Annotated in this window: 11 protein-coding genes; 5 read left to right on the forward strand and 6 right to left on the reverse strand. The window is 62.8% G+C overall.

The window, feature by feature from the left end; all coding sequences use genetic code 11:
* Positions 1 to 30: 30 nt before the first annotated feature.
* From msub_RS13610 to msub_RS13630, 5 genes are all read right to left on the reverse strand, one after another.
* Positions 31 to 831, reverse strand: coding sequence for a symmetrical bis(5'-nucleosyl)-tetraphosphatase (locus msub_RS13610; protein ID WP_048496507.1), 801 nt, complete (start codon positions 829 to 831; stop codon positions 31 to 33).
* Entirely contained in the window at positions 824 to 1,657 is an 834-nt protein-coding gene (gene rsmA, locus msub_RS13615; RefSeq protein WP_048496508.1) for a 16S rRNA (adenine(1518)-N(6)/adenine(1519)-N(6))-dimethyltransferase RsmA, read from the reverse strand. The genes msub_RS13610 and rsmA overlap by 8 nt, the downstream gene beginning before the upstream one ends.
* Positions 1,654 to 2,664 carry a 4-hydroxythreonine-4-phosphate dehydrogenase PdxA gene (gene pdxA / locus msub_RS13620; protein WP_048496509.1) on the reverse strand — a complete coding sequence of 337 codons (1,011 nt, stop codon included), beginning with the start codon at positions 2,662 to 2,664 and terminating at the stop codon, positions 1,654 to 1,656. Before pdxA ends, rsmA begins: the two co-directional genes overlap by 4 nt.
* Positions 2,664 to 4,004, reverse strand: a complete 1,341-nt coding sequence (locus msub_RS13625) for a peptidylprolyl isomerase (protein WP_048496510.1) — start codon at positions 4,002 to 4,004, stop codon at positions 2,664 to 2,666. Before msub_RS13625 ends, pdxA begins: the two co-directional genes overlap by 1 nt.
* Before the next feature lie 62 nt (positions 4,005 to 4,066).
* Positions 4,067 to 6,373, reverse strand: coding sequence for an LPS-assembly protein LptD (locus msub_RS13630; RefSeq protein WP_048497126.1), 2,307 nt, complete (start codon positions 6,371 to 6,373; stop codon positions 4,067 to 4,069).
* Between the two features lie 261 nt (positions 6,374 to 6,634).
* On the opposite strand from msub_RS13630, the gene msub_RS13635 reads away from it, so the two are divergent.
* Genes msub_RS13635 through msub_RS13645 form a run of 3 tightly spaced genes read left to right on the forward strand, consistent with a single transcriptional unit; the run spans position 6,635 to position 9,127 of the window.
* A complete protein-coding gene (locus msub_RS13635; protein WP_048496511.1) occupies positions 6,635 to 7,687 on the forward strand; it encodes an aminoglycoside phosphotransferase family protein in 1,053 nt (350 codons plus the stop codon).
* Entirely contained in the window at positions 7,684 to 8,364 is a 681-nt protein-coding gene (gene murU / locus msub_RS13640; RefSeq protein WP_048496512.1) for an N-acetylmuramate alpha-1-phosphate uridylyltransferase MurU, read from the forward strand. Before msub_RS13635 ends, murU begins: the two co-directional genes overlap by 4 nt.
* Positions 8,365 to 8,368: 4 nt before the next feature.
* On the forward strand, positions 8,369 to 9,127 hold the full coding sequence (locus tag msub_RS13645) for a DnaJ domain-containing protein (protein WP_048496513.1): 759 nt from the start codon (positions 8,369 to 8,371) through the stop codon (positions 9,125 to 9,127).
* Between the two features lie 8 nt (positions 9,128 to 9,135).
* On the opposite strand, the gene msub_RS13650 is transcribed toward msub_RS13645, so the two are convergent.
* Positions 9,136 to 10,083, reverse strand: coding sequence for a DUF3530 family protein (locus tag msub_RS13650; RefSeq protein WP_227506729.1), 948 nt, complete (start codon positions 10,081 to 10,083; stop codon positions 9,136 to 9,138).
* A 116-nt stretch (positions 10,084 to 10,199) separates the two neighbouring features.
* Between msub_RS13650 and rpe the strand changes: the two genes are divergently transcribed.
* Positions 10,200 to 10,886: a ribulose-phosphate 3-epimerase gene (rpe, locus tag msub_RS13655; protein ID WP_048496514.1), complete on the forward strand. Its 687-nt coding sequence runs from the start codon at positions 10,200 to 10,202 to the stop codon at positions 10,884 to 10,886.
* Positions 10,883 to 11,572 (forward strand): phosphoglycolate phosphatase, encoded by a 690-nt coding sequence (locus msub_RS13660; protein WP_048496515.1) that lies wholly within the window; start codon positions 10,883 to 10,885, stop codon positions 11,570 to 11,572. Before rpe ends, msub_RS13660 begins: the two co-directional genes overlap by 4 nt.
* Positions 11,573 to 11,727: the final 155 nt, after the last annotated feature.

The raw sequence follows: 11,727 nt of genomic DNA on the forward strand, positions 1-11,727 counted from the left end.
GGAACCCGGTTTGCGAACGATTGTACGGATTCAGCAGTCACAATGGATCCTTTCTCCGGAATCCAGGTTCATCATGGTCAGCGCACCGCCCCAGACACAGCCGGTGTCCAGACCAATAAAGCGCTCAATACCGGTTTTGCCTTCCAGCGCTGCCCAGTGCCCGAACACCACCCGCGTATCATCGCGGCGGGGAAAGCGGAACCAGGGCGCAAAGCCCTCCGGTGCGTCATCCTCGGATTCCTTGGTGGCCAGTTCCAGGGTGCCGTCCTCGGCGATGAACCGCATGCGGGTAAAATAATTGGTAATCACCCGCCACCGGTCCATGCCCGCCAGGTGGCCATCCCAGCACTCCGGCTGATTGCCGTACATGTGGGTAAAGTATTCTTCGGCGGCCGGGCCACGGATTACCTCTTCCACCTCACGGGCATAGCCCATGGCCTGGTCCACGGACCAGATATGCGGCAGACCGGCGTGCGCCATGACAAGATTGCGGGCCGGATCATGAATGCACAGGTTCTGTTGGCGGAGCCAGTTGACCAGCCTGTGGAGATCAGGCGCCTCCAGAATGTCACTCAAGGTGTCTTTCCGGCGGGTCTCGTGGCCACCCAGAGCAACCGCCATCAGGTGCAGGTCGTGATTGCCCAGTACCACCACCGCAGAGGTGGCCAGGCTTTCGATATACCGCAGGGTTTGCAGCGACGAAGGGCCCCGGTTGATCAGGTCCCCGGCTACCCACAACCGGTCGCGCGACGGGGAGAAGTCCACCTTGGCCAGAACATCCCGGAGGCGGTCGTAACAGCCCTGAATATCGCCAATGGCGTAGTCAGTCATCACTTACCTCTTTAACAGCGTCGGTCACATGGCCCTTTTCTTCCACCAGCAGGTCTGCGATGGCGACATAATCCGCCAGCCCCAGGTTTTCCGGGCGCAGGCCATCATTGATTCCCAGGCTCTGCAGCTGCGCGACAGAGACCATCCCGCCCAGGGCCTTGCGCAGGGTCTTCCGACGCGCGTTGAAGGCAGTCCGAACCACGGCCTGAAGGGTTGTCAGATCCCTGGCAGGGTGCGGCAAGGTCTCGTGGGGCACCAGCCGGACAATGGCCGAATCCACCTTGGGCGCCGGCCGGAAAGCGCCGGGGCCAACTTCAAACAGCGGCTGAACCCGGCAGAAATACTGGGTCATGATACCAAGGCGGCCGTAATTGTTGTCACCCGGTACCGCCGCCATCCTCTGCACCACCTCTTTCTGCAGCATGAAGTGCATGTCCTGCACCACGCCCGCCTGCGCCAGCAGGTGGAAGATCAGGGGCGTGGAGATGTTGTACGGCAGATTACCGATAATCCGCAGGGGCCGGTCCACCATCAGTTGGCTGAAGTCGAACTTGAGCGCGTCTGCCTCGTGAATCCGGAATTCCGGGTAGTTGAAGAACTTGGTCCGCAGCACCGGAATCAGATCCCGGTCCAGTTCCACCACCTGCAGCCGCGGGTTCACCGCCAGAATTTCCTCGGTTAGCGCGCCCAGGCCGGGGCCAATTTCCACGATGGCGTCATCGGGCCTGGGGTTGATGGCGCGAATAATCTGCTCAATCACGCCCGGGTCGTGGAGAAAATTCTGGCCAAATCTTTTTCGGGCCTGGTGGCCGGCTTTATTACTCACGAAAGCGTCTCTTGATTGGCGGATTTAAGACAGCGGGCCATGTGCCCAGCCACTCCGATCGCCGCGTGCAGACTGCCGGAATCGGCCCGACCGGTGCCGGCCAGATCCAGGGCCGTGCCATGGTCGACAGACGTCCGGACAATCGGCAGGCCAAGGGTAATGTTCACAGCGCGCCCGAAACCCTGGAACTTCAGTACCGGCAATCCCTGGTCATGATACATCGCCAGAACGGCGTCGGCCTGATCGAGCCAGTGCGGCGTGAACAGGGTATCCGCCGGCAGCGGCCCGGTCAGCACCAGGCCTTCGGCCCGCAGTTTATTCAGGGTTGGCTCGATGATGTCAATTTCCTCACGGCCAAGGTGACCGCCTTCGCCGGCGTGCGGGTTCAGCCCTGCCACCAGAAGCCGCGGCTGCTCGATGCCGAAGAATTTTTTCAGGTCGGCATCAAGAATCCGGGCCACCTGGACCAGGCGCTCTGGCGTAATCGCGGCAGAAACGTCCTTGAGCGGTAAGTGGGTGGTTACCAGCGCCACACGCAACTGCTCGGTGGCCAGCATCATCACGACCCGTTCAACCGCGCACAGCTCCTGCAGGAATTCGGTATGGCCACTGAATGGGATACCGGCCTCGTTGATTACCCCTTTGTGCACCGGCGCCGTGACCATGCCGTCAAAATCACCCTGCAGGCAGCCTCGACCGGCGATCTCCAGGGTTCTGAGCACGTAGGCACTGCTGGCAGGGTCGAGCGTCCCCGCCTCATGGCTGGCACAGCCTTCCACATGCAGTACGGACAAATGGCCAGCCTCCACCCGGGGCAGGTCGCCCGGGTGCCAGGGATGCAGGATGACCGCCAACCCCAGTTGCCGGGCCCGGGCTTCCAGCAGTGCCTGGCTTGCCACCACCACAAGTCCGACGGTTCTGGGCTCTTGGGCAAGTTGCAGACACAGCTCCGGGCCGATACCCGCCGGTTCGCCCGCGGTCAGTGCAAGAGCCAGGGGGCCGTCCATCACGACGCTGGCTGTTGTTCTGCGGGCTCGTCCTTGGCGTACTTACCCTTGAACTCAACAAAGGCCTCGTCGCGGATTTCCCGGAGCCAGTTCTGCAGTTCGGTATCGAACTTGCGGCGGTAGATGGCCTGGCGCGCCTCGGATTCCCGGACCTGATCACTGATGTCCTTCTTGCGGCGCTCCTGAACCTGCAGGATGTGCCAGCCAAACTGCGAGCGGAAGGGCCCCTTGAATTCACCAACATCGGCCTCGATCATCGCCTGTTCAAACGCCGGCACCATCTGGCCCGGGCTGACCCACCCCAGGTTACCGCCGTCGGAGCCAGACACCGGGTCGTCGGAATACTTCTTGGCCAGGGCACTGAAACTGGCACCATTCTGAAGCTGCTGGTAGATATCCCGTATCCTGGCTTCCGCCTCGCTGTCGGTCATCGCGTCAGACGGTCGAACCAGGATGTGGCGCACGCGGTGCTGTTGAATCACCTGCTGCTGTTCTCCGCCGCGTTTATCCATCACCATCACCATATGGAAGCCGCTGTTGTTCTCAAGCACGGGGGAAGGCTCTCCCACCGCCAGCTCCGGCACCACCGGGGCAACCAGCGACGGCAACTGACCCTCGGCGCGCCAGCCCATGTCGCCACCCTCAAGGGCATTGCTGGCATCAGACTCCGCGACTGCCACCTCGCGGAAATCGCGGCCTTCGACGATTTCCCGGCGCAGGCTCTGAGCCTTTTCCCGGGCGGCGGCCACTTCCGCCTCATTGGTGGGGTCGTCAACACTGATATAGATATACGCCAGCCGGTATTCGGCAACGTTGCTCCCGCGCGCCTGCTGGGCCTCCAGGTAGTTCTCAACCTCCCGGTCCGTCACCCGGACCCGGTTACCCACCTGCCGCTGCTGCACCCGGCTGGTCAGCATTTCCTTGCGGATCTGCTCACGTGCCTGGTTGTAGGTCACCCCTTCAGACGCCAGTTGCGCTTCAAACTGGGCCAGGGTCATACCATTGCGTTCGGCAATATTCGCCATGGTCTCGTTCAGCTCGTTATCGCTGATGCGCATGCCGGCACGATCCGCCAGCTGCATCTGGATGGACTCGGTAATCAGTTGCTCCAGCACCCGCTCCTGAAGCACCTGCCTTGGTGGCAACCCGGTACCCTGGGCTTCGAGGCGACTGGTAATGGTGTCCACTCTGGCTTCCAGCTCACTCTGCAGAATGACGTCGTCCTGCACGATGGCAACTACCTGGTCCAGCAGCTTCCGCTCTGCCTGCACCGTCAGCGGTGCCACAATCGCAAGAAAAACCAGTAACATCTTTAAACCATGGCGAAGAGTCGCCTTCATAATCACCTCTGCAAATAGAAGATAAGCCTGCGCACCGGTAAGGGCCTTAGTCCCGCTCCCGGTCAGGGAGTTCCGTACCGGCGACGCTCCCTTTCGTCAAACCCGTAAATCGCCTCGGAAATCTGCGCTGAGGCGCCGCCACTGCCACCCAGGCCCTTGAGCTGAACCTGGAACAGGATGCGGTTCTCAAGCTGCTGGTCGTCGGTCAGGTAACCCTGGTGCACCATCTGGACACTCCAGCAACAGTTGTTGTATTCCAGGCCCGCCAGGCTGCCCACCGTGCGATCCAGCTCCGAGTCGTAGACCCAGCGGCCAATGACACTAACACGATCCGTCACCGGGAAAACCGCCCCGACGTCCGTTTGTTCCAGCTGGTCCTGGCTGTAGGTATGGCCCAGCGTCGCCAGGTAACGGTAGTCAGTTGAATGGAAGGTCAGCAGGCTGCGGCCCTCTTCGGTATCACCGGTATCAGGATCCCACAGGCCGGACGACCGGATTTCCAGGGTGTCCAGCGGGTTCAGCACCACCTCGCCCGCCAGTGGCGAGCGACTCCGGGTCCCGGCTCCCGCACCGAACAGCGTGACCTCACGGTCCTCAAAATACTGCACCTGGCCAATGCTGAACCGGGCGCGCTCGGCGCCTGTTACCAGGTCATTGAAACGGCTGGTCAGGGCCACGGTCAACTGGTTGGTATCCGCCACCCGGTCGCCGCCGGTAAACCGGCCGGGTTGGAACAGTTGGTCAAAGCGAAAGGTCTGGAGCGCGGTGTCGAAATCCGGAATGTCGTTCTGGTCGGCATCGGCATCGGCCCAGGCGTAATACAGCCTGGGCTCGAGGGTCTGGTTGTAGGGTACATCAAACAGGCTGCCCTGGCGGTCGAAATACAGGCCGTTGTCCCACTCGGCAATCGGTACGGTGCGATCAAACGAACCATCACCCAGCACGTAGTCTTCCAGCTCATAACGAGTGTAATCAACGCTGAACGAAGGCCGGCTGAAGCCCCAGAGGGCTCTCATCGGCAGCGCCAGTTCCGGTCTGGCACGGAACCGCTGGCCATTCGCCCGCTCCAGGCCGGTCAGGCCCTCGTTATCCCGGTAGAAGTACGTGTACTGGCTCTCCACACTGGTCTCGAACACGCCAGCCTCCGCCTGACCCGCGTAGATCACTTCGGGTAGCTGGGCGTAGGGTTTGTTGGCGTTACTGATGCGCTCACTGATGGTCTGATAGTCATTCAGGTAGGCATCGAAATACTGCTGGGCACTGCGGTAGCTGAAGCCGCCTTTACGCTGCAGGTGCGTTGCCTGGTTGATGGCCAGGCTGCGATTCAGGTCACTGAGATAGTCGTTATCACTCACGGCGGAGAAATCTCCGTAGCCCCGCCAGCCACTGCGGAAATCCGCCTCGGTGGTAAAGTCCAGGCCCCAGCGTTCGCCCGACTCGCCGGGGTTCGTATCGGCGAATTCCGAATCATTGGCAATGTAGCCCACTTGCAGGACTGTCTCGCCAACCGAGCTCAGATACCGGCCCTCGGCCTCGTTGAACAGGCCGCGGCCATGGATGTACTGGGGCGTGAGCGTGGCATCATAGTTCGGTGCCAGGTTCAGGTAATAGGGCACCGAGAGGAAGCCACCACTTCCGGCACTTGAGGAGCCGAACTGGGGATACAGAAAACCGGATTTCCGGCGGTCATCTATGGGGAAGCTGGCCCAGGGCCAGTAGAAAACCGGCACATCAAGAACCTCCAGGCGGACGTGCCTTGCGGTGCCAAAGCCTTCGGCACGATCCAGCCGGATTTCCGAGGCCACGATGGCCCAGTCGTTCTGCCCCGGGCCACAGGTGGTCAGCAACCCGTCCTGAATGACCACCTGTTGCTCGCTGATCCGTGCCAGACGGCTGGCATGGCCACGCATCTCCGGGCCATGGAGCAGGAAGGTGGCGGTATTGACGTCAAGGCGCCCGGTCTGGACGTTATAGTCCGCGTCATCACCGGTCAGCAGGAAGCCGGAGCCCCGGCTGACCAGCGGCCCCTGAACCGACACCGCGCCTTCGGTCTGATTGTACAGTGCTTGCGAGCCGCTCACCTGGAACTGGCCCTGGCGAATGCGCACGTCGCCCTGAAGAAGCAGCTCCTGGTCTATCTCGTAGCGGGCATTCAGGCCACTGGCCTCCAGCGGCAGGTCGGCGGCAGCTCCGCCGGCCAAGGCGCTGGCGACACCCTCTGCCGGGCCGGAGGGCAGGTAACCACCCTCACAGAACGGGGGCAGCGCCTGGCGGGCATCCTCCGGCAACTCAGCCCTCGGCCGCCAGTCAATCTCGGCCGCCGAAGGCGGAGTCTGGGCGTGGCCATTGGCACCTCCCAGCCCCAGCATGCCCGCCAGCAGCAACCGTCCATACCGGCGCTGCCACCGGGGGTTCGGCGACTGCAATGGGCGTTCGGGACATGACACGGTCGCTGGATCCTGTTCCGGGTGAATATGAGGTCGGGCATCGTTAACAGCCGCCTAGTTTACACGTGCCCCCAGGGGTTGTTAACGGAAACTCCCCTGCAAAACCGATTTACCCTCTTTATACTCGTCTGTTAACTTTCTCTGTCAGCAACAATTTAACCTTAAAGGATCGCGCCCCGAACTATGGACACCCGCCTGCAGTTGCTGACCCACTGGATCAGACAGTTTCCCGGCTTTGAGCTATGTAAGGCCGAACCGGTTTCCGGCGATGCCAGTTTTCGCCGTTATTTTCGGGTCTGGCAACAGGCGGGCGCCCACGGGCACAGGCCTTTCATCGTGATGGATGCGCCGCCGGAGCACGAGGATTGCGGACCCTTCGTCGCCATCGCCCGACACTGGCACAGGCAAGGCGTGGCGGTACCGGACGTTGTCCAGGCAGACCTCGACCAGGGCTTTCTGTTGCTGGAAGATTTCGGTGACAGCCTGATGCTCGGACAACTGAACGATGACTCCGCCGACCGGCTTTACCGGAATGCCCTCGAGGAACTGACCCGGATCGCCCGGCAGACCTCACCCGCCGACTACCCATTACCGCCCTACGACACCACCCTGCTTGAGCGGGAGATGGCACTGTTCCCGGACTGGTTGCTGGAGCAGCAGTTGGGGATGAGTCTGGAGAACAGTGAAAGAGCCCTGCTGGACACGACATTTGCCATGCTCCGGGAAAGCGCCCTCGCCCAGCCGGAAGTCACCGTCCACCGGGACTATCACTCCCGCAACCTGCTGGTGCGTCCGGGCGAGGCCCGCCCCGGGGTGATCGATTTTCAGGACGCGGTCACCGGGCCGGTGACCTACGACGTGGTTTCACTGCTCAAGGATTGCTATATCCAGTGGCCGGAAGGCCGCATCTGCGGCTGGCTGGAGGCATTTCGCCAGAGCAGCCTGGAGGCCGGACTGCACCGGGCAGACCCGGAAACCTTCCGGCAGTGGTTTGAGCTGATGGGCATGCAGCGCCATCTCAAGGCCGCCGGGATTTTCGCCCGGCTGTCCATCCGGGATGGCAAACACGGGTACCTGAAGGATATCCCGCGCACGGTCCACTACCTGATCCTGGCCAGCAGCCGGCAGCCGGCCTTGCGGCATTTTCACGAGTGGCTCAGCGACCGGGTCATGCCGCTTATCGAGGCAACTATCGGCCCGGCGCCGAGGCAGCCCCGGGAGCGCTCACTTCCGTGAAAGCCATGATTCTCGCGGCGGGCAAAGGTGAACGCATGCGGCCGCTGACCCTGACCACGCCCAAGCCGCTGCTTTGCGCTGGCGGCAAGCCGCTGATCGTGCATCATCTTGAGCACCTGCGCCGGGCCGGCTTCGGCGAGGTCGTCATCAATCTCGCCTGGCTGGGCGACCAGATCGAGGAAACCCTGGGCAATGGTGAGCACTTTGGCCTGTCCCTGCGCTATTCCCGGGAAGGTGAGCCGCTCGAGACCGCCGGGGGGATTGTCCGCGCTCTTCCCCTGCTCACCGAGGGCGAATCCGACTGGTTCCTGGTGATCAACGGCGACATCTGGAGCGACTTCGATCTGGCGAAGCTGGTACCACCGGCACAGTCAGATGCCTTGCTGGTGGTCACCGATAACCCAAGCCACCACCCCGGGGGTGATTTTTGCCTGGGCCCGGAAAGCCGACTGGCGGAATCCGGCCCCGAACTGCTGACCTTCACCGGCATCAGCCTGTTGCACCGCCGGCTGTTTGACGGCCTGACCGATCAGGCAGGCAAACTCGGGCCTGTGCTGCGCAAGGCCATGGGCAGGGGCCGCGTGGCAGGCCTCTATCACTCGGGCCAGTGGGTAGACGTGGGGGCCCCTCAACGGCTCACGGCGCTGGACCGGCAACTGTGCGACAGGGAGCACTGATACCATGGCAGGCACGAACAAACACCCCGAACTGCCGGCCCGGCTAGAGGCCGAGTTTGCCAGCCTGATGCGGGAACTCTCGGCCTGTGGCCACCAGGCACCGGCGCTGATCGAGCGGGCCCGGCTTCCCCGCTGGTGCCGGCGCCCCCTGTTCTTTTTCCTGGGTTACATTGCCAGAGCCGACGGGCGGGTCACCGAAGCCGATATTGGCCACGCCGAATCCCTGATCAAGGCCATGAAGCTCTCGGGACGCCAGCGTCGGCGCGCTATCGGCTGGTTTCAGCAAGGCAAGGCGGCCGGGCAACTGCCGTTTATCCGCGGCCTTGCCCTGAGGCTGTCCCGCAGGCCCTGGCCGGCGCCGGCTCTGAAAACCGCCATCTGCCTGTGCCACGCCACCCAGCTCAATGGCCGCCCCGGCAAGCCCCGGCGCTACCGCTGCGAGGATGCCATCGATCAGATTGGCCTGCCGGTCAGTATCAGCGACGATATTTTTGACAGCTACGCCAGCAAGGTGTGGGCAAGGCATACCACAAGCGTCGCCAGGCCAACCAGCTACCAGCAGGCCTGTGAGGTGTTGGGCGTTACCCGGCGGGACTCCCTGGAAATCATCAAACGGGCCTACCGGAAAAGAGTGTCCGAATGCCATCCCGACAAGCTGGCACAGTTGCAGGTCAGTGCCAGTGAGAAAGAGCTGGCCAAGGAGCGCCTGCTGACGTATCAACAGGCCTGGGAACTGATAAAACGCCACCACACGGCCAGTTGAGCCCTATTTCAGAGGGATTCCAGCCAGGCCGCAGCGCGGCTGGCGATAACATCACCCAGGGTTGCCGATGGCGGACTGAGCCAGGGGATCGGCTGTTGCTGGTAGCTCTCAACGCCTGCCCGAAGGAGCCTTTCACCGGGGCTCCAACCGGGCGCGCCGCGCCCTGAATCTACCGGATGAAGATCCAGCAGGGGGGTGCCGAGCGACGCCAATCGCTCCGGCAAATCCGCGCGATCAACCGGATAGAACCGGGGGGCGACCCAGATCAGGGCCGACGCGTTCGCGCCGTCCAGGACTCGGCCGGCCACATAGATACTCGCCTGACCAATCCCCAGCAGTGCCGGGCGCTCGTAGCCCCGCTTGACCAGCTCCGCCAGCCCTGCCTCCAGGCCCTGGCTGATCCGGTTGCGGTAGCGGGCTTCCAGATCATCGGCCTTTTCCGGCTCAACCACATCGATCATCACGGATTCGGCAGGCGCCCCCTTCGCATCCGGCCCGGACTCCGGCGCGCCTGCCACGGGCCTGGCCAGTATCCGCTGCAGGGCGGGAGACGGCGCCTCCAGACCAAGCGCCAGAACCGCCCACCCCCGCGAAGCCAATGCCCTGGCCAGCGAACCGGCCAACCCGGAGGCCGCGGTGTCGCCCTCGTCGGCCAGAACCACCACCGCACCCCGGGCCGGCAAGCGGGCCTCAGGGTAATACAGACCCAGGGCGCGACCGCCGTCTTCAAGCTCCAGCCAGACCGAAGCCTCAGGAAAGGTCTGGCTCAGCCCTCGCTCACCGGTGCCTGTCGAGGCCAGGGGGCGATTGCCGGTTTCCGCGCCCGTAGCTGACGGCTCCGGCGCCTGCTCCGTCGGCTTTTGTTCCTGGGAAAGCGCTGGCAGCGCCACGGCAAGTAACACAGCGGCCGCAAAGAGCCGCCTCCGGGGATATCCACAAACCTCGATTCCAAGCACAGTTCCTGACCCTTTGACTGCGAAAAACACGGCCGAGCTGTTAGACTAGCACTCGCTTTGACTTTGCGGCAGGGACCGCTGACCACGCCATTATCCATTGTTGTGAGAGAGCCGTCATGAACCCTTACCTGATTGCCCCATCCATCCTGTCCGCCGATTTTGCCCGCCTGGGCGAAGAAGTCGATAACGTCCTGGCCGCCGGTGCCGATGTGGTGCACTTCGATGTGATGGACAATCACTACGTTCCCAACCTGACCATCGGCCCCATGGTATGTGAGGCCCTGCGCAAACACGGCGTGACAGCGCCTATCGATGTCCACCTGATGGTCTCGCCGGTGGACGACCTGATCCGCATGTTCATTGATACCGGCGCCAGCTACATCACCTTCCACCCGGAAGCATCCAACCATATCGATCGTTCTCTGCAGTTGATCCGTGAGGGTGGCTGCCAGGCCGGCCTGGTGTTCAACCCCGCGACACCGCTGCATTACATGGATCATGTGATGGACAAGCTGGACATGGTGCTGCTGATGTCGGTCAACCCGGGCTTCGGCGGCCAGAAGTTCATTCCCGGCACCCTGGACAAGCTGCGGGAAGCCCGCCGCCGCATCGATGCCAGCAACTACAACATCCGGCTGGAAATCGACGGCGGCGTCAAAACCGACAACATCCGGGAAATCGCCGAAGCGGGTGCCGACACCTTTGTGGCCGGTTCCGCCATCTTCAACACCGACGACTACAAGGCGACCATCGACGCCATGCGCGACGAGCTGGAGCAGGCCCGGAAGGTCATTGGCGGATGAGTCTCAAAGGTCTGTTCAATACCCGATGGCCCGGTGTTGCCCTGTTCGACCTGGACGGCACTCTGGTGGACAGCGCGCCGGATCTGGCAGCCGCGGTCGATCAGATGCTGGAACACCTGGGCCGGTCCCCGGCCGGCATTGACCGGGTAAGGCAATGGGTCGGCAATGGTGCGGGCATTCTGGTGCGCCGTGCCCTGGCCGGACAGGTGGATTGGGAGCCGGCACGACCCAAAGACGACGCCCTGTTCCAGGATGCCCTGGCGATCTTCTACCACGCCTATGGCCAGATCAACGGCCGGCACTCGGTAGTCTACGCCGGTGTTGAAGCCTGCCTGACCCACCTGAAGAACCAGGGTTGCCGGCTCGGTGTGGTGACCAACAAACCGGAACAGTTTGTTGCGCCCCTGCTCAAGCAGATGGGCCTCGAGCACTGGTTCGACCTGAGCCTTGGCGGCGACACCCTGCCGGTGAAAAAACCCGATCCGGCGCCGTTGCTCCATGCCATGGAGGCGCTGGGCGGAACCCGCGGCACCACGGTAATGGTGGGCGATTCGGCAACGGACATTAACGCCGCCCTGGCCGCCGGCATTCCCTGCGTGGCGGTCCGCTACGGTTACAACTATGGCCCTTCGGTCGATACGCTCGGCGCCGACGCAGTTGTTGATTCGCTGGCCGAGCTTTTGTAATCTCACAAGGAACTTACATTGAGCACTTCTTTACGGGAGATTCCTGCCGTGCAGGGACTGAATCTGATCGCAGCGCGCGGCATCCTGACCACCCGCGCAACACGATGGTGGCGATGGCGCACCGGCTGAGCTAGCCCGGCGGCTGACTGGCACCT

This window comes from Marinobacter subterrani, assembly GCF_001045555.1.
GTDB lineage: Bacteria > Pseudomonadota > Gammaproteobacteria > Pseudomonadales > Oleiphilaceae > Marinobacter > Marinobacter subterrani.